19 protein-coding genes and 1 pseudogene are annotated in these 17777 nt (G+C 63.0%); 12 read left to right on the plus strand and 8 right to left on the minus strand.

The features are described from left to right. Positions 1-24 precede the first annotated feature (24 nt). The 5 genes and pseudogenes from B5X90_RS09535 to B5X90_RS21600 all read left to right on the plus strand — a co-directional run. Positions 25-813: a GntR family transcriptional regulator gene (locus tag B5X90_RS09535; RefSeq protein ID WP_256860148.1), complete on the plus strand. Its 789-nt coding sequence runs from the start codon at positions 25-27 to the stop codon at positions 811-813. 130 nt (positions 814-943) lie between these two features. Further along, entirely contained in the window at positions 944-1129 is a 186-nt protein-coding gene (locus B5X90_RS09540) for a hypothetical protein (protein WP_079552316.1), read from the plus strand. A 27-nt stretch (positions 1130-1156) separates the two neighbouring features. Beyond that, positions 1157-2104: an aldo/keto reductase gene (locus B5X90_RS09545; RefSeq protein ID WP_079552318.1), complete on the plus strand. Its 948-nt coding sequence runs from the start codon at positions 1157-1159 to the stop codon at positions 2102-2104. Positions 2105-2167: 63 nt separating this feature from the next. Beyond that, positions 2168-2371, plus strand: coding sequence for a hypothetical protein (locus tag B5X90_RS09550; protein WP_079552320.1), 204 nt, complete (start codon positions 2168-2170; stop codon positions 2369-2371). 18 nt (positions 2372-2389) lie between these two features. After that, positions 2390-2636, plus strand: a pseudogene (locus tag B5X90_RS21600) (cytochrome ubiquinol oxidase subunit I); the annotation flags it as partial. A gap of 568 nt (positions 2637-3204) precedes the next feature. On the opposite strand, the gene B5X90_RS09565 reads toward B5X90_RS21600, so the two are convergent. From B5X90_RS09565 to B5X90_RS09575, 3 genes are read right to left on the minus strand one after another with little or no spacing between them, the layout of a single operon-like run. Continuing rightward, positions 3205-4374: an acetyl-CoA C-acyltransferase gene (locus tag B5X90_RS09565; protein ID WP_079552324.1), complete on the minus strand. Its 1170-nt coding sequence runs from the start codon at positions 4372-4374 to the stop codon at positions 3205-3207. Further along, entirely contained in the window at positions 4371-5084 is a 714-nt protein-coding gene (locus tag B5X90_RS09570) for a CoA transferase subunit B (RefSeq protein WP_079552327.1), read from the minus strand. The genes B5X90_RS09565 and B5X90_RS09570 overlap by 4 nt, the downstream gene beginning before the upstream one ends. A gap of 4 nt (positions 5085-5088) precedes the next feature. Next, a complete protein-coding gene (locus B5X90_RS09575) occupies positions 5089-5796 on the minus strand; it encodes a CoA transferase subunit A (RefSeq protein WP_079552329.1) in 708 nt (235 codons plus the stop codon). Positions 5797-5946: 150 nt separating this feature from the next. On the opposite strand from B5X90_RS09575, the gene B5X90_RS09580 reads away from it, so the two are divergent. After that, positions 5947-6714, plus strand: a complete 768-nt coding sequence (locus B5X90_RS09580; RefSeq protein ID WP_079552493.1) for an IclR family transcriptional regulator — start codon at positions 5947-5949, stop codon at positions 6712-6714. A 139-nt stretch (positions 6715-6853) separates the two neighbouring features. On the opposite strand, the gene B5X90_RS09585 is transcribed toward B5X90_RS09580, so the two are convergent. The 5 genes from B5X90_RS09585 to B5X90_RS09605 form a co-directional block, all read right to left on the minus strand. Continuing rightward, complete coding sequence (locus tag B5X90_RS09585) at positions 6854-7351, minus strand: DUF1097 domain-containing protein (protein WP_079552331.1); 498 nt, start codon at positions 7349-7351, stop codon at positions 6854-6856. Positions 7352-7802: 451 nt separating this feature from the next. Next, positions 7803-8261 carry a molybdenum cofactor biosynthesis protein MoaE gene (locus B5X90_RS09590; RefSeq protein WP_079552333.1) on the minus strand — a complete coding sequence of 153 codons (459 nt, stop codon included), beginning with the start codon at positions 8259-8261 and terminating at the stop codon, positions 7803-7805. A 62-nt stretch (positions 8262-8323) separates the two neighbouring features. Further along, the gene (locus B5X90_RS09595) at positions 8324-8590 is read right to left on the minus strand and encodes a MoaD/ThiS family protein (RefSeq protein ID WP_079552335.1); all 267 of its coding nucleotides are present in this window, start codon (positions 8588-8590) and stop codon (positions 8324-8326) included. A gap of 3 nt (positions 8591-8593) precedes the next feature. After that, positions 8594-9703 (minus strand): GTP 3',8-cyclase MoaA, encoded by a 1110-nt coding sequence (moaA, locus tag B5X90_RS09600; RefSeq protein ID WP_079552338.1) that lies wholly within the window; start codon positions 9701-9703, stop codon positions 8594-8596. A 92-nt stretch (positions 9704-9795) separates the two neighbouring features. Next, on the minus strand, positions 9796-10974 hold the full coding sequence (locus tag B5X90_RS09605) for an XdhC family protein (protein ID WP_079552341.1): 1179 nt from the start codon (positions 10972-10974) through the stop codon (positions 9796-9798). 124 nt (positions 10975-11098) lie between these two features. Between B5X90_RS09605 and B5X90_RS09610 the strand changes: the two genes are divergently transcribed. The 6 genes from B5X90_RS09610 (at position 11099) to B5X90_RS09635 (ending at position 17706) form a co-directional block, all read left to right on the plus strand. After that, a complete protein-coding gene (locus B5X90_RS09610; protein ID WP_079552343.1) occupies positions 11099-12016 on the plus strand; it encodes a 3-keto-5-aminohexanoate cleavage protein in 918 nt (305 codons plus the stop codon). Between the two features lie 62 nt (positions 12017-12078). Continuing rightward, complete coding sequence (locus B5X90_RS09615; RefSeq protein ID WP_079552346.1) at positions 12079-12756, plus strand: GntR family transcriptional regulator; 678 nt, start codon at positions 12079-12081, stop codon at positions 12754-12756. 180 nt (positions 12757-12936) lie between these two features. Further along, entirely contained in the window at positions 12937-13992 is a 1056-nt protein-coding gene (locus B5X90_RS09620; protein ID WP_079552348.1) for a zinc-dependent alcohol dehydrogenase, read from the plus strand. A gap of 30 nt (positions 13993-14022) precedes the next feature. Continuing rightward, a complete protein-coding gene (locus B5X90_RS09625; RefSeq protein ID WP_079552351.1) occupies positions 14023-14877 on the plus strand; it encodes an FAD binding domain-containing protein in 855 nt (284 codons plus the stop codon). Continuing rightward, positions 14874-15389 carry a (2Fe-2S)-binding protein gene (locus B5X90_RS09630; protein ID WP_256860150.1) on the plus strand — a complete coding sequence of 172 codons (516 nt, stop codon included), beginning with the start codon at positions 14874-14876 and terminating at the stop codon, positions 15387-15389. Before B5X90_RS09625 ends, B5X90_RS09630 begins: the two co-directional genes overlap by 4 nt. Continuing rightward, positions 15382-17706: a xanthine dehydrogenase family protein molybdopterin-binding subunit gene (locus B5X90_RS09635; protein WP_079552495.1), complete on the plus strand. Its 2325-nt coding sequence runs from the start codon at positions 15382-15384 to the stop codon at positions 17704-17706. Before B5X90_RS09630 ends, B5X90_RS09635 begins: the two co-directional genes overlap by 8 nt. Positions 17707-17777: the final 71 nt, after the last annotated feature.

The following is a 17777-nucleotide window of genomic DNA, read 5'->3' on the forward strand; positions in this document are numbered from 1 at the left end:
TCTATAAACGATTATAGATAATCGATGATGCAGAATCTTGGATGGTTAGGCTCATCTAACAGTGAGGAAAAAATGAGAACCCATACAGGCTGGCCCTCTGCGGAGATGCGGCAGTGGACGTCAGGAGGCCAATCGGCAGCACAATCTGCCCCATACATTGCGATTCCTCTTCGCGTGAGAATCCGTGAACATATCACTGCCAGGATTGTCGACAGCACCTACGTTCCAGGACAGCGACTGACGGAAGCGGAAGTAGCCCGGACGTTGGGGACCAGCCAAACGCCGGTGAGGGAAGCGCTGCGCGAGCTTTCTGCGATGGGGTTTCTCGAATCTGCGCCCAACAAAGGTTGCCGGGTCCGGAGGATCGATAGTGAAGAGATTCGTCAGGCCCACATAATACGAGCTGCGCTGGAGGACATAGCCGGACAGTTGGCCGCGCCGCAGTTGAAGGGCAATACAAGGCAGCTTCGAACCTCACTGGGCGGGATGCGCGCAGCCCTGCTGGACAGAGATCTTGCTGCTCTCTGCTTCCACAGCACTCAGTTTCACCGCAGCATCGTGGACAGTGCGAATAACACGGCATTGACCCGGGCATGGAATGCGGTCGGAATAGAAATGCTCACCCTGATTGGGGCGGGCCAACCAGGCGTGGACCTGTACGCCTGCGTAGAAGAACATGACGCCATTATGAACGCCTTGGACGCGGGGAACGCCTCCACCGCCGGACGTCTCCTGAAAAATCATGCCTGCGCTTATATCGCCGACCAACCCGATCGCGTGGAGGCCTCCCACCGGATCCCGTCGGCAAGATGAGCAGCAAACATGTTGTGTCTTGACCTGCGCATGCACCACAAATATGGAAACAACTGCGTGGCCGGATCAGGGCAGGAAGGGTCACGGCATAACCACCACGACGACTAGCCTCGGTTGAACATCAAAGCGTATGTTCCACCCACCGGCGACGGGTGCGGGCAGACCGCCCGGAAGGACGACGCGGCCGCCGCCCGCATCAGCGATCGGCCCCTCGGCACGGCGCCACAACGAAAGCGCCGTCGGCCAGGGCACCCTGAACGCGGGTCCCGTCCTGACACCGGACTACATCAAACTGATCGACGAACTCTCCGACTAACCACACCCACCACAGCATAGGATTCCCATGAACACCATCGGACATTCAGACCTGACGATCTTCCCGCTGGCTCTGGGCGGAAACACGTTCGGGTGGACATCGGACGAATTAGAGTCCAAGTCCGTCCTCGACGCGTTCACAGCCCAGGGCGGGAACTTCATCGACACCGCGGACAGTTACTCCGCATGGGTGGGAGGAAATGCCGGTGGTGAGTCTGAAGCCATCATCGGAGACTGGATGGCCAGCCGTACCAACAGGTCAGAACTCATCATTGGAACGAAAGTCAGTCAACACCCCGATTTCCCCGGACTCTCCAGGCGAAACATCAAGGCCGCGGCTGACGCTTCCCTGCGCCGTCTCCAGACCGACTACATAGACCTGTACTACGCGCACTTTGATGACGAAGCGACCGCGTTGGAGGAGACGGTCGCGGCCTTCGACGATCTCGTCATCGCCGGAAAAGTCCGCCACATCGGGATCTCCAACTACAGCGCTGACCGGGTACGCGAATGGATGCGGGTTGCGGACGAAAACGGCTACGCCCGTCCGGTCGCACTGCAACCGCACTACAACCTGGTGCACCGGGCAGCGTTCGAGGACGGCCTTGCGGACGTTGCTGCCGCCTACGACCTCGGTGTCATTCCTTACTGGTCACTGGCCAGCGGTTTTCTCACCGGCAAGTACAGGACCCAACAAGACCTGGTCGGAAGCCCACGAGAAGAGATGGCAGGAACCTACTTCAGCGACGCTGGCCTGCGGGTCATCTCCACCCTCGAGGACATCGCCGGACAACGGGATACGGCCATCGCCACCGCAGCTCTGGCCTGGCTCCTGACACGAAATAACATTGCAGCCCCCATTGCCAGCGCCCGCACGGCCGAGCAATTGCCCCACCTGATGGCAGCTGCCACGCTGAGGCTCAGCGCTTCCGACATTCGTCGCCTGGATGAAGCGTCCGCCTTCATAACTGCCTGACCGCACGACTCACGGGCGGACGTACTAGTGCACCCTCCGTAACGGAAAGAACAGGAAAAGAGTATGACCGTCGTCGTCCCCGGCGCCCGGCCCAACTCTTTCGACATCCAGAAGGCCATCACCCTGAACAGCACCTTCCGCGCCTGGACCAGCACGAACGTGCAGGTGACCCGGATGTCCATCCGTGCCGGCAATCAACCGGCCGGGAAGCACACCCGTACACCGACCAGGCCCTGCCTCTGGAGGCCGGCAAGGGTCGGTGCGTGATGGGCCCAGCCGGGGACGAAGAAGGTCACGGTGGACGACCCTTGGGGCTTCGGCGCTTCGCTCGAATGGGCAACGTCCTGCCCGCCACCGCGGCACAACTTCACCTCCGTGCCCCGGATCCGTTTAGAGCGTCCCGCCCCTGGGCCTGCACCACCCCGAGTTGAGCATGCGCGTGCATCCTCATGGTGACATCCCTGCAGAGCGTCTTCTGGGCGCTGCCGATATCCGCGAGCATGACCTCCACGATCCCAACCTGAACAAGTAGTCAGCCCGCGTGGGGCTAGGACACAAACCCTAAGTCCTGGACGCAGAGTCTCGTCGGCCGGCCACAAGGCCGCGCTGGACCTGAGGCTCATTGACCCCACCAAAATCAGCGCCACCCCTGACCCTACAGTCGAAGGGTGCAGGCCTCGATAGCCAACATCGGGATAATGGCATCTCCTGTGACGTGCCAGGGGACGAGTTGGAGGCCCGGCGCTGGCCCCGACTTTCGGGTTGCGTGTTGCGTGTCCGCGCCAGCGCCGGGAGTCTGAAGAATTTTCCTGATCACTGGTCCTCAGGTACTGACAGGATCGACGAATGTCTGGTATCCATCGACGTGATGGAATAGTTTCCGACCGCCTGCATGCTCCAGTAGTAGCCACATGACGGTGCCGTCCGCCAAAATGGCGTCTACGGTTCCCCTGTGGCTCTGCTCGGCCACGGGGCCGAGCAGCAGCACGGTGTCACCTGGTATGAGCTCGCACCAGTTCGCCACTACCGATCTCCGATAGCCATACTGGGTGGGCCTGTTGAGTTGCTCAGGCAAAAGCTTCGCGCTCGTAGTCATCGGATTAGAGCGACCTGAGAACGAGAGCGGATCCCTGTCCGCCTCCACCGCAGATTCCCGCGGCGCCCAGCTCACCCGATCCTTGCTCGGCAAGTTGCCGTGCCAGTGTTCCGACAATGCGTGCGCCTGAGGCTCCGATGGGGTGCCCGAGGGCGATCGCGCCGCCACGGGTGTTGACGATATCGGGGCTGATTCCGAGTGTGCGGACCGATTGGACGGCCACGGCGGCGAACGCCTCGTTGATCTCCACGGCCGCCAGGTCTTCCACTCCGGCGTAGACCTTCTTGAGTGCGGCCAGGATGGCATTGGCGGGTTGGTCGTGCAGCCGCACGTCGGGCCCGGCCACGAAGGCATGCGATTCCACTGCAGCGATTGGGGATAGGCCCAACCTTGCAGCAGCTTCTTGGCTGACGAGGACCAATGCGGCGGCGCCGTCTGTGATTTGCGACGAGTTTCCGGCCGTGATGGTCCCTTCCTTGCTGAAGGCCGGACGCAGGGCTGCGAGTGACTCGGACGTCGTCCCGTTCCGAACTCCGTCGTCACCGGCGACTACGCTATCTCCACGGCGTGAGGTGATCGTGTAAGGGGCTATTTCTTGGGCATGGAAGGCGGCATGTGCCTGGGCACGCTGGTGCGAGACCGCCGCCCATGCATCCTGGCTTGCCCTGTCCAGACCGTAGTCGGTATTGCCGTCCTCGGTGGAGATCCCCATCGATCGGCGTTCGAAGGCGTCAGTAAGGCCGTCGATTTCCAGTGTGTCCACGGCCTGCAATGCTCCGTACTTTTGTCCGGCCCTCGCGTTGAACACGTGAGGAGCCAAGGACATGGACTCCTGTCCGAGCGCTACGACAATGTCCGCCTCACCGCTGTCGATCAGCCGTGCGGCGGAAGCGACGGCCTCGATGCCCGAGAGGCACACTGCATTTAGCGTGATTGCCGGGACGCTCAAGGGGATTCCTGCCGCTACGGCAGACTGTCGGGCGGGGTTTTGGCCCGCTCCGCCCTGCAGGACGTGTCCGGCGATCACTCTTTGGACTTCCTGCGGATTTACGCCGGCACGGCTAAGCGCTGCCGCGATCGCGTGAGAGCCAAGGGCTGTGGCCGGGATGGAGGCGAACTGTCCGTTGAACCGGGCGAAGGGTGTCCGGGCGTAGCCGGCGATCAGGGCGCTCATGCGTCTGCCCCGACGGTCTCGGATGCGGACTCAGGGGTTTCCGCCTCCCGGAGTGCCCCGGGATCACCGGAAGCCGGCTCGGGGGAAACGGTGAAGGCCGCCCCGGTCTGAGTGCGAAGTTCTTCGACGGTATGCCCTGGGGCAATTTGGCGCAGGACAAGAGCGCCGTCCACTACATCGAAGACTGCACGGTCGCTGATGATGCGGTCGACAACGCCAACACCGGTCAGCGGAAGGTCGCACTCGGACACGATCTTCGGGGTACCTTCTTTTGCCACGTGGTCGGTAACTACGATCACGCGCGGGGTGCCGGCGACAAGGTCCATGGCACCGCCCATACCCTTAACGAGCTTTCCTGGAATGGTCCAGTTAGCCAGGTCTCCTGCCCCTGACACCTGCAGGGCTCCGAGGATGGCGGTCTGTACGTGTCCGCCACGGATCATGCCGAAGGAGACAGCGGAGTCGAAAAAGCTGCCGCCCGGGAGAACGGTGACGGTCTGTTTGCCGGCGTTGATGAGGTCCGCGTCCTCTTCGCCTTCGTAGGGGAACGGGCCCATGCCCAGCAGGCCGTTCTCGCTTTGGAGAGTAACGCGGACGCCCTCGGGCAGGTGGTTGGCCACCAGCGTCGGGATTCCGATGCCCAGATTCACATACTGGCCGTCTTCGAGTTCGCTGGCGGCGATGGCCGCCATTTCATCACGGGTCCACATGTATTCATACCTCCGCGCGGACCCGTACGGTCCGCTGTTCGATGTCTTTAATCGGGTTGACGACGCGCACCACTCGCTGCACGAAGACCCCTGGTGTGATGACGTCCTCGGGGTCCAGGTAACCGTCTACCACTTCTTCGGCTTCAGCGATGGTCATTCGGCCGGCCGCTGCGACGAGGGGGTTGAAGTTGCGGGCAGTCATTCTGTAGCGGAGGTTACCTTCGCGGTCTGCCTGGTGGGCGCGGACCAAGGAGACGTCTGCAACGATGCCGCGTTCCAGGATGCAACGCTGGCCATCGAATTCTGCTTCAGGCTTACCCTCCGCGATTGGCGTGCCAACGCCAGTGGGAGTGTAGAAGGCGGGGACGCCTGCTCCGCCAGCGCGCAGACGCTCCGCTAGGGTTCCCTGCGGAACGAATTCAACATCGAGCGTGCCTGCCAGGTATTGCTCTGCAAAGAGCTTGTTTTCCCCAACGTAGGAAGCCAGAACCTTGCTCACCTGCTGGTTCTCCAGCAGCAAGCCCAGTCCCTTGCCGTCCACGCCCATGTTGTTGGATACGACAGTCAAGTTGCGCGCGCCGCTGTCGCGTACCGCCTCGATGAGGTCCCGGGGGATGCCGCTGAGGCCGAATCCCCCGACGGCGAGGACCATTCCGTCCTGGATGGTTCCGGCCAGTGCCTCTGCGGCGCTGCCCCAAAGTTTTTCTGCCATCATATTTTCCCGTTCGTCCACTATATGATCTGTGTGAGGTTTGTCATGAACCGTAGCTCCTGCTCGGAACTGCGGTCAATGAGAATGTGCCCTTGACGGTTTATTGGTCGCCTTGTGGTCAGGGTGGCCCAAAGCGTCCATAATGTAGACATGAGTGCATCGCTTCCCGGGGCCCAAGTCGTCGGCCGCATCGGCCAGGTTCTTCGAGCCGTCAGCGGAGCCATGCCCCGCGGGATCGGGACGACAGAGGTCGCCCGCGCCACCGGGTTGGCGCGCCCCACGGCCCATCGGCTGCTGTCATCTTTGGCGGTCGAGGGGTTCCTGGACCATGATTCCAAGGCGGGCCGCTGGCACCTGGGGCCCGAGCTCTACCTCATGGGGTCTATCGCCGCGGAGCGCTATGACATCACCGAACTGGCCCGCGACCACGTCCGGGCCCTTGCTGAAGAGACCGGTGAGAGCGCCTTCCTGTCGGCCCGACGCGGCGACGAAACTGTCTGCGTGCTGCGCCAGGACGGCAGCTTCCCGATCCGTTCCTTCGTTCTCTTCGAGGGCAAGCGCTTCCCTCTCGGCGTCGCATCCGCGGGCCTGGTTATCCTCTCGTTCCTGCCGCGGGACGCGGCCGAGCGGTACCTTGCCCGCGCGCGACTGGAAGAACACTTTGGCCCCGAACACGCTGCGGACGTCATCCGCCAACGGGTCGAAGAGACCCGCGCGGCGGGATATTCAACCAATCCCGGGCTTCTCGTTCAAGGCAGTTGGGGCATGGGAGCGGCGGTGTTCGACGCCGCCGGGCAGCCTGCCTGGGCTTTGAGCATCACCGGTATAGAGTCCCGTTTCTCAGCCGAACGGCGTCCCGTCCTTGGGCGCCTGCTGCTGCGCCACGCCCACGCCCTATCCGAGAAGATCAAACGCTGAGCCCCTGCCTTGCCTTCCTCGGGCTTGTAGGCGCAGGGGCCGGATTCCTGCCGGAGCGGGGTTGTCCCGTGGCCGGTGCCCGCAGGGGCTGGCGGCAAAGCGCCGCCGGGAATTGGTGGCCCCGCCGGCGCTTCACTCGTTAGTTGTGGGCTGCGGCAGCTGCGTCGGGAGTCGCAGTGGCGTCGCTTTTCGTGCTGCCGGCATTCATGATGAGGCCGGCAGCAAATTCGGAGATCCAACCAAGGCAGGCACCGATAACAAGCGCCAGTGACGTGCTTAGAAGGTCGAGGTTATTTCCGAAGTATGCCGCGGTCCCGGCGAACGCCCCCGGGATAAAGCTCAGGACACTCCAGCGTGCCTGGATGCACATGGCGAAGGCAGCGATGGCGACCGAGATTCCCAGGGCCCCGGGAATCGGCAGGGTTGACGCCCCCCACACCATTGCGGCGCCCCACAGGACACCGGTCAGGTTCGCAGGGATGGTCTTGAGAAGCCCCGTCCGCTTGCCTCCCGCCGCGAAGAAGCACGCCCATGACAAAAATCCGACCCAGGTGATGAGTCCAAGGGGAGTGCTGTACTCGGCCCAGAAGCCGGCAAGAACGCCTGCAGTGATACCGATAATTACAAGAGCCTTCATAGTTGTTCCTTGCTTTCAAGAGAGCATCGTTGATCAGTTGAGGGGGTGGAAGGCGGTGGCCCCTCCCTGCGGCATCTGCCGACGTCCGTCCTTTGGGCCTGAGCCAACGCAGGGCCGCTCAGTAATTTTTGCCCTTGCCGGCATTGCCTTAGCGGAACTGGAGCGGGAGGGGAAGCACTTCACCGATTATCGTTAATTGATAATCTGACTGCGACTGTACAGGGCTGTGACTGGACTCACAAGGCTTTGAGCCGATATTGCACACTGTTGGGGTGAATCTGGGCCCAGCCAGCTATTTGTCTCGGGCCTCAAGGAACGGGTCTCCAGGCATGGCGATGCAGCCCTATGACTCTTTGCTTCGGCTCGGCTGTTGGGCTTCCGCAGCCGCGATGTCGCGGGCCCCGGGGGAGGCTGTGCGCGAGCGGTATCCAGGGCTGGACAGTGCCGGACGTTAGCCCCCTGAGGAGACCCATTCTGTGGTGCCGTCGCTGAAAAACTGCTCTTTCCAAATCGGGACCTGCGCCTTGATCCGGTCCACCAATTCACAGCAGACCTCGAACGCCTGCTGCCGGTGGGGCGCGGCCACGGCACACACGAGCGCGGAGTCGCCAATTTCAAGCCTGCCAACCCTGTGTGCGGCCCAGATCCGCAAGGATTGACTGTCCGCGCCGGTTTTCTCTTGGACGAGGGCTGCAACTACCTCTCTGAGCACCTGCTCCGCGATCGGATGGGCGGAGTACCTCAGCTGCTCAACACCCTTGCCTCCATCGTGATTGCGGACGACGCCGCTGAAGCTGACAACGGCACCGTCCCTTTCTGACCCGACAGCGGCGATTGCCTCTTCCACGGCGATCGGTTCGGTGGCCAGTGAGGTCCTTATGACCTGGATTTGCGTTTCTGCTCTGCTCATTGGCCGCTCCTTCTGATTCATTCCCTGTTCAATTGCTGCGGCCGGTCTGCCGCTGCAGGGTTCTATCCGCCGGCGAAGGGTGGCAGGACATCGATGACGTCACTTGTCCCGAGGCCTGCAGTGGGGTCACGAAGGGCGACCTGATTTCTCAGGAAGCTGCATCGCTGCAGTATGCGCGAGAGGGGCGCCGTTCCTGCCGGAGGTTCCGGGCGGTGGACCGCCAGTACAGCTGCCAGCAGTGTTTCCAGGCTGGTGCCCTCGGGCAGGGGGTGGTCTTCCTCCTCGACCCCGGCGGCTGCGCATGCGGCAGCAAAATAACGTACGAGCACTGGTTAGCCTCCTATGGCGCTCATGCTGCGATCCGGTTGAACAAAATCCTCTGTGCCAAGGCCGGTGTGGTCCATGCCGTGGGCCCGGGGCTTGGCCCACATTGCGTCCTGCCATCTTTCCGCGAGCTCGCGATCCGTGGCTCCTTGCCGCATGAGCGAGACAAAATCGATTTCCTGGCGGGAGAAGAGGCAACTCATGATCTTTCCGTCTGCAGTGATCCGGGTGCGGCGGCAATCGCCGCAGAAGGGTTCTGTCACTGAGGCGATGATGCCGACCGTTCCCAGCGCCGGGCCTGTGATGCCGCCTCGGCTGGAGTCGCGGCGCCGCACCTGAAACCGCTCAGCGGGGGCCCCATCCCGGTGGCCGGGGTCGGTTGTCAGGACATACTCGGTCGACAAAAGCTCGCGGATTTCCGCGGCGGTGATCATGTCCCATCGGCTCCAGCCGTGGTCTGCGTCCAGGGGCATTTGTTCGATGAAGCGCAGCTCATGCCCCTGCTGCAGTGACCAGCGCAGCAGCTCTGGCGCTTCGGCGTCGTTGATGCCGCGCATGAGGACGGCGTTGAGCTTGACGGGTCCGAGCCCGGCATCACGGGCAGCATCTACTCCGGCCAGAACCTGGGTGAGGAACGGCCTGCGCGTCAGCCGCTTGAAGGTCTCCTCGTGCAGGGAATCGAGGGAGATGTTAATCCTGGTCAGTCCGGCTGCCTTCAGCGGGGCCGCCCTCGTTTGGAGTCCGACACCATTGGTGGTCATGGCGATCGGCAGGTGCGGATGATTGGCACGGATCCCGGATATGACGTCAAAGAGATCGGCACGCACCAAGGGCTCTCCGCCGGTCAATCTCAGCTCACGGATGCCAAGCTCCCTGACGCCGAGGCGGACGGTCCGGATGATCTCCTCGGCGGTCATGACTGCCTGCTTGGCCATCCATTCGAGGCCTTTGGCAGGCATGCAGTAGGTGCAGCGCAGGCTGCACCTGTCGGTAAGGGACAACCTCATGTCAGTGGCGCGCCGCCCGTACCGGTCCCATAGCCCGTCGGGTGCTTCACGGCGGGGGAGCGGCGGTACCGCATCGGGTTCACGTTCCGGGCCGGGGCGGATGCTTGGCATGCCGAGGGGGGTGGGTGATGCTGTTTTCCCCGGCACGGCGGGTGTGCACGTTGGGGTTTCTGGCGCTGATGGTCCCGTCACGGGGGCGACTTTCACGTGGAGGACTCGATGTGGTTGAGGACCGGCGTAAGCGCCCCCGGTGCTTTTGCCCACATGTCGTGATGGATGCGCCCGCTGGTGCTGCCCAGGGGGGTCCCGGTCCCGCCCCAGCGGTGAGCGATGATTTCGGCTGCGATGCTGACGGCTGTTTCCTCAGGGGTTCGGGCACCAAGATCGAGCCCAATCGGCGACGACAGCCGGCGCAGCTGTTCTTCGCTGACTCCAGCCTCGCGGAGCCGGCCCAGGCGGTCTTCGTGGGTACGTCGGGATCCCATGGCACCGATGTAGGCCACAGGAAGAGTGAGCGCCGTCTCCAGCAGCGGCCCATCGAATTTCGGATCGTGGGTGAGTACGCAGAGAACAGAGCGGCCGTCGATGCGGCCTGCTTCGGCCTCGCTGCGCAGGTACCGGTGGGGCCAGTCGACGATGACCTGATCGGCGGACGGGAACCGGGCGCGGGTTGCGAACACCGGGCGGGCGTCGCAGACGGTGACGTGATAGCCGAGGAAGGAGCCGATGCTGGCAACCGCTGCGGCGAAGTCGATGGCTCCGAACACGAGCATGCGCGGCGCGGGGGCGAAGGCCCAAACGAAGACCTTGACACCATCGCCGAGCCGCTCGCCGTGAGGACCGTAGGTGAACGTGCCGTTGTGGCCCAGCCCCAGCAGGCCCAGCGCATCATCGCCTACCGCGTCATCGAGGACGGCGCCGCCAAGGGTGCCGGTTGATTCTCCTTCAGGCCTTACTATCAGCCTGGCACCCAGCCGCTCGGGGTCGGGATGCTCTATTACGGTGGCGACGGCCACCGGGCGTCCTTCGTCCACATCCCTGGCAACTGACTCCAGATCGGGGAAGGTCTCACGGTTTATGGGCTCGACAAATACATCGAGAATGCCGCCGCACGTCAGTCCGGCGGAGAAGGCCGTTTCGCTGCTCACGCCGTACCGTTGCAGAACGGGGGCATCGTTCTCCACCACCGACTGTGCTAGCTCGTAGACAGCACCCTCGACGCATCCGCCCGAGACCGAGCCGACGGCTTCTCCGTCCGGACCCACGATAAGGGAGGCGCCCGGTAGCCTGGGTGCGGATTGAAAGGTAGCCACGACGGTGCCCATCCCGACCGTGTGGCCAGCCCGCCACCAGGAAAGAAGGTCGTCAAGTATCTCGCGCATTGCTTCTCACCCTCGCATGTTGCCGTTCCTGATCAGCCTTAACACCTGAACCCGTTGAGCTCTGGTCTTCGGCTGGCTATCGCGTTATAATCGATTATCGTTAGTCTACAGGAGGAGTACCACCATGGCCAGAGCTGCCCATCACGCAATTATCACGTGCGCACCAACCGGTGCGATTCACACCCCGACCATGTCGCCCTGGCTGCCCATCACGCCGGAGGAGATCGCCGAGGCCGCGCTTGGCGCCGCACGCGCCGGGGCTGCCATCGTCCATCTGCACGTTCGCGATCCGAAGGACGGTCGCCCGGTCCAGGATCCGGCGCTGTTCAAGGAAGTGCTCGGAATCATCAAGGACGAGTCAGATGTGATCATCAACCTCACGACCGGAGGAAGCCCGGCGATGACGGTCGAGGAGCGCATCGCTCCGGCCGTCCAACTGGCTCCGGAACTGGCGTCGCTGAACATGGGATCCATGAACTTTGGTTTGTTCCCCATGCTTGACCGCTATCCTTCAGTGAAGCACGACTGGGAGCGGGAGTACCTCGGCAACAAGGACATCGTCTTCAAGAACACCTTTGCCGACATCGAGCGGATCCTCAAGACGTGCGGTGACCAGGGCACCCGGTTCGAATTCGAGTGTTACGACACATCGCACCTCTACAACCTCGCGCACATGCTTGACCGCGGCCTCGTGCGTGGGCCGCTATTCATCCAGACCGTCTTTGGCCTCCTCGGGGGGACAGGAAACCACATCGAGGACATTGCCCACATGCACCGCACTGCCGAGCGCCTCTTCGGTAATGACTTTGAGTGGTCAGTGCTGGGTGCCGGCTCTGCGCAGATGCGTATCGGTGCCATCGCCCTCTCCCTCGGCGGCAACGCCCGCGTGGGCATCGAGGACTCGCTGTGGGACGGTCCCGGGAAGCTGGCCGAGACCAATGCTGCGCAGGTCGAAAGGATAACATCCATCGCTCGCCTGCTTCACAGGGAACCGGCCACTCCGGAAGAGGCGCGCCGTCGCCTCGATCTGAGAGACTTGTGAAATAAACGATAATCCTCGACGTCAGCCGCAGGCCGCTCGAGGCCGATGAGAGGTGCCTTACGATGACTGCCAGCCCAGGGATTTCTGAGCACAGCAACGAGCTTCTATCAACCACGGTCAAGCGGCTCCTGCTGGACCGCATCATGAGCGGACAGTACGAGCCCGGCGGAAGAATTGTCGAGCTGCAGTTGGCCAAGGAGCTGGGAATGAGCCAGTCGCCCATCCGGGAGGCGCTGCGCGATCTGGCCGCAGCAGGCGTCATTACGATTCATCCCCGGCGAGGGGCGCGCGTTCGCATGCCGAGCGCCAAGGAACTGGCGGATGTCAGTATAGTTCGCGCGGAAATCGACGCCCTGGCTGCCCGGCTGACCGCCGGCGTGATGAGCGAATCCACTCTGGCAAGCCTTCAGGATCTGGTTGATGCGATGCTGGCCAGCCTTGGCTCCGGCGATTTCCTCGCCGTCACGGAAGCTGACGTCCAGTTCCACAGAGTTATCGCTCAGACTGCCGGGAATCAAGCAGTGGTGTCGGCTTTCGACCACCTCGCTCCGTTCGGACGCACCTTCATCACCCTGAACCTGCCCAACGTGGATGTGCGCGACCTGCTTCAGGAGCATGTTGGCATCCTCGACGCTTTGCGCGACGGCGATGCCGAACGTGCGTCCAAGGCCGCCCGCGAGCACCAGCTCAACGTCAGCAAGCTGATCCAAGACCATTACCAGCCCAAGGAAGTGGGCTGACCTAGCCTCTCGCTGGTAACCCTATTTACTGCAACACTGATTCAAAACCCTAGATAATCGATAATCGTTTGACAGGGTCACCGATGAAGCCTAAGCTTCAAAGTAATCCCGATCACATTCCCCGCTGAAACCCCATTGGGCCGGCGACGGAAAATGTGAACTGACTCAAGGAAGAGATCAATGACAGAAACGATGGAAGCCCTTGTCGTGCAATCGCCGAACGTTCTCGGCATCGAAACCAGGGCCGTGCCCCAGCCGGGAGCCAACGAAGTCCTTGCCAGGGTGAGGGCAACCGCCATCTGTGGCACCGACGCACACCTGATCCGGGGCGACTACCCGGGATTCTGGCCCTTGGCCTTCCCCTTCACCCCTGGCCATGAATGGGCAGGTGAGATCGTGGCTCTTGGCCCCGGTGCTGAGGCGTATGGCTGGAACGTCGGCGACCGTGTTGCCGGTACCAGCCACAACGCCTGTGGGGCGTGCCAGAAGTGTGTCGAGGGCCAGTACAACATCTGTGAGAACTACGGGAAGGCCGGGCTGCACGAGCAGTACGGCCACAACGTCCAGGGCGTGGATGCCACCTACGCGGTCCACAACGTCAAGTGCATCTTCCGGCTGCCGGACAGTGTCTCCTTCGAAGAGGGTGCACTGGTCGACCCGGCCAGCATCGCACTGCACGTGGCACGACGGGGCAACATCAAGCCCGGCGATACGGTCGCCGTGACCGGCGCCGGGGCCATCGGGCTTCTTGCCGGCGACGCAGCGCTCATCTGTGGCGCGGCCCGGGTAATCATCGTCGGCCGTGGACACCGCCTCGAAAAAGCTGCCGCCATGGGCTTCGAGACCGTTGACACAAACGCCGGCGACCCGGTCGCGGACGTCCGGCGTCTGACCGAGGACCTCGGCGCCGATGTTGTCCTCGAATGCGCCGGTGTGCCGGAAACCCTGACCTGGGCAATGGAAATGCTCCGCAAGGGCGGGCGCTGCGCCATGGTCGGCATCCCGACCGAAGCCGTTGCTTTGACTATTCAGCCTATTGTGCTCAACGAACTCGAACTTGTCGGCTCGCGCGCCTCCGCCGGCGAGATGCGCCGTGTCATACCTTTTATTGCCAACGGCCGGATGCGGGTCAAGGACCTGATCACCCACCGCTTCCCCCTGGCGGAATACGAGACGGCACTGAACACCTTCAACGACCGTTCCAGCGGCGCGCTGAAGATCATCATCGAACCCTGACCCGGACGCACCGGAAAAGAAAGGACGACGATGTCCAAGTACTATCGGCCCGCCAGTGTGGCGGACGCCCTTGCTGCCCTTGCCGCGGCAGGTGAAGGCGGACGTATCCTCGTCGGCGGAACTGACCTGATAGTCGGGCTGCGGCACCACACGCTGCAGCCGGATCTCATCGTTGATCTCAAAAACGCCCAGGACCTCCCCACGCCGATCACCGTTACCGACGCCGGAGTGAGCATCGGCCCCACCTTCACCATGACTGAACTCATCACGCATCCCGTGGTCCAGGAATGGTACCCGGGACTGGTGGAAGCTGCAGGCAGCGTAGGATCCGTAGCGATCCGCAACCGGGCAAGTCTCATCGGCAACGTCTGCAACGGTTCCCCGGCAGCGGACACCGCTCCGCCGCTCCTGGTCCTGGGCGCATCCGTGACAATAGCCTCCGTAGACGGAGAGCGAACCGTTCCGATTTCCGAGTTCTTCCTTGGCCCAAGGCGAACGCAATGCAGCCCCGGACAGATCGTCACTCAAATTCACCTTCCGCGGCCGGAGGAAGGAAGCGGATCGGCCTCCCGCCGGCTCACCCGGCGGCGGGGGGTTGATATTGCTACGGTCAGCGTCGCTGCTCAGGTCAGCGCCGACGGAAAGCTCCTCCTGGGGCTGGGCGCCGTCGGCCCCCGCCCACTGCTCACCGGTCAGACAGATCCGCTTGCCCTTGAAGACGGCCCGGCCCTTATCAAGGTCCTTGATGAGTTGCTGGAGCTCGCCACACCGATCAGCGACGTGCGCAGCAGCCGGGAATACCGCATCGCCACGCTCCGCGCCCTGACCAAACGCGCGGTCCTGACAGCGGCAAACCGCAGAAACAACAAGGAGATGGCATCGTGACAAGCACCACCGGGAACCAACCACCGGCGAGCACTGATCAGCAGAACGTGACGTGCACCGTCAACGGAAGTGAACGATCCATGTTCGTGCCGACAGAACGCACCCTGCTGGACGGCCTGCGTGACGAGCTTGGACTGACCGGCAGCAAAAAGTGCTGCGCGGAAGGTGAGTGTGGTGCCTGCACCATCCTCCTGGACGGCCGGGCGGTGAACTCCTGCCTTGTTCTCTGCTCGGAAGCCGATGGCCGCGAGATCACGACCATCGAGGGCCTTTCCCAGGACGGCATGAGCGATTTGCAGGAGGAATTCCTCAACGCAGGCGCAGTCCAGTGCGGCTTCTGCATCCCCGGGCAGGTCGTATCTGCGGAATACCTGCTCCGCACGAACCCCGGGCCTTCGGTGGAGCAAATCCGCGAGGGCATGTCCGGTAACCTGTGCCGGTGCGCCGGCTACGAGCGGATAGTTTGCGCCGTGCAGGCTACAGCTGCCCGGAGGACCTGTGGCCATGACTGAAGCACTACAGCACACGGCCCCGTCCCACGCTCATGGTGATGGCACCGTATCCGGCCGTAACGTAGGCCAGCCCGTGCTTAGGTACGGCGGAGAGGACCGGACTACCGGCGCTCAGCGCTTCGTCGCCGACCTGGAGTTCACCAACGCCCTCCAGGTAGCCTTGGTCACCATTCCCGTCGGCTGCGCCGAGATCACGGGAATCGACAAGGCGGCTGCGCTACGGATCCCAGGGGTGGTGGACGTTGTGGCCGGGGTGGACCTTCCGTCCCCCATGCCGCGGTTTGGAGTATCACACCAGGACCGCCCTGTTCTTGCCGATGGAAGAGTGAACTTCCATGGGGAGCCGGTCGCTGCCGTGTTGGCCGAGACCGCCGAGGCGGCATACGCCGGCGCCCGCGCTGTTCATGTTGACTTCAATGAGCTCCCTGGCGTCTACACGCTCGATTCCGCCCTGGCACCAGAAGCGCACCTGGTCCAGGACCCGGCTCTTCGACCTGGCGATCCGTTGGCGGACACCAACGTTATAAAGGATGCGCTCTACACGTGGGGCGACATCGCCGCGGAAGAGGAACGAACAGCCACGGTTGTCGAAAACACCTACACCTTCCCGATGGTCACCCACTTTCCCATTGAGCCGGGCGGCACCGTTGCGATCCCGACCGACAACGGTGGCATCGAGGTCTATTCTCCTGTGCAGCACCCCTACCTGCTGCAGCAGACCCTGGCGAAATTGCTCGGTTTTCCGCTGAATAAGGTGCGGGTCTGCGCGCCCGATCCTGGAGGCGCCTTCGGCGGCAAACAGAATCCCAAGCTGGAACCTTTAGTGGCTATCCTGGCTCTTCGCACCGGCAGGACCTGCCGCCTGATTCTGTCGCTGGAGGAAACCTTCCAGAGCATGCGCCGGGCCGGATGCCGGATCACCGCGCGCACTGGCTTCACCGGGCAGGGGCACCTCACGTTCCACGAAGTCAAAGCAGATTTCCTGATCGGGGCCTACGCGGACGTCGCCCCCCGGGTAATGTCCAAAGGAACCTACGTTGCGGCAGGACCTTACCGGATGCCTGCTGTCCGGGTTGCCGGCCGTGCCGTCCTAACGAACACCACGCCAAGCACCGCCTTTCGGGGATACGGCAGCCCCCAGGTGACGTGGGCGACCGAATCTCAACTGGACGCTGGTGCGCGGGCACTTGGCCTCGACGGCCTTGAAATCCGGCGTCGCAACCTCGTTGGAAACGGGGAAGCCTTCGTTCGCGGAGAATGTGAAGCCAAGGCTGACGGTGAATGGATCCAGAGCCTGGAAAAAGCAGCCGAGCTCATCGGATGGGATCAGCCGCTGGCCCCCAACCGCGGCCGCGGCATCGCCGTCGGCATCAAGCCCGGTGCCACCTCCGGACTCTCGCAGAGCCTGGTCCGGCTGCTCTTCGACGGAAGCGCCATCGTTTACGCCGGCACGTCCGACATGGGGCAGGGAGCGCGCACGCTGTGGCAGCAGATCGTTTCCGATGAACTCGGCGTGGAACTGGACAAGGTCAGCGTCGTCAGCGGGGATACCAGCACCGTACCGTTTGACCTCCAGACTTCCGCCAGCCGCTCGACGGTCTTCATGGGTTCGGCGGCCGTACTTGCGTGCCAGGATGTCCGTCGCCGCGTGCTGGAGCTGTACGCAGAGACGCACGGGATACCAGAGGAGCAGCTCTCCGAAAAGCCTGGTCTCCTGGTAACTCGCGACGGTGAGGTGAGCCTTCCGGAAGCGGCGCGTGCGGCACTGGGAAGTTTACGCGGGGAGTTCATCGGCCAGGGAACCAGGCGGCTTCGAGGCAAGGGGCATCACCCGCTGGGCGGGGACGCCGCCTTCTATGAGTTCAACGCCACCGCAATCGAGGTCGAGGTTGATCGCGAGACAGGTGAGCTGCTTCTCACGAAACACGTCACTGTCAGCGATGTGGGCACCGAGCTCAACCCGCTGCAGGTCGTCTCCCAGGATGAGGGCGCCGCAATCATGGGTCTCGGTCATAGTCAGATGGAGCAGCTGCTGATAGACGACCATGGCCGGATCCGAAACCTTGGGGCGTTGGACTACCGAATTCCGACCTTCAAAGATGTGCCGGTGGAGCTCATCAGCGCTGCCATCGAGAACCACGACGGTCCAGGACCGTACGGGTCCAAGGGAATCAGCGAAGGCGCGCTGTTGTGCACGGCTGGAGCACTGGGTTCGGCGGTGGCGGCCGCGACCGGCGTCGTGTTCCGCGACCTGCCGCTAACCCCCGAAACTGTCTGGGCGGGGCTGCAAGCAGCCGATCTCGGTCAGCCCGACTGAATGAAAAATGCCGCCAAGGCGGCGAACGGCTATCCCCACCGATGCGGATAAGCCTGATTGGGAAACCAAGA

Source organism: Arthrobacter sp. 49Tsu3.1M3 (assembly GCF_900168135.1).
In the GTDB taxonomy this organism is placed as follows: Bacteria; Actinomycetota; Actinomycetes; order Actinomycetales; family Micrococcaceae; genus Arthrobacter.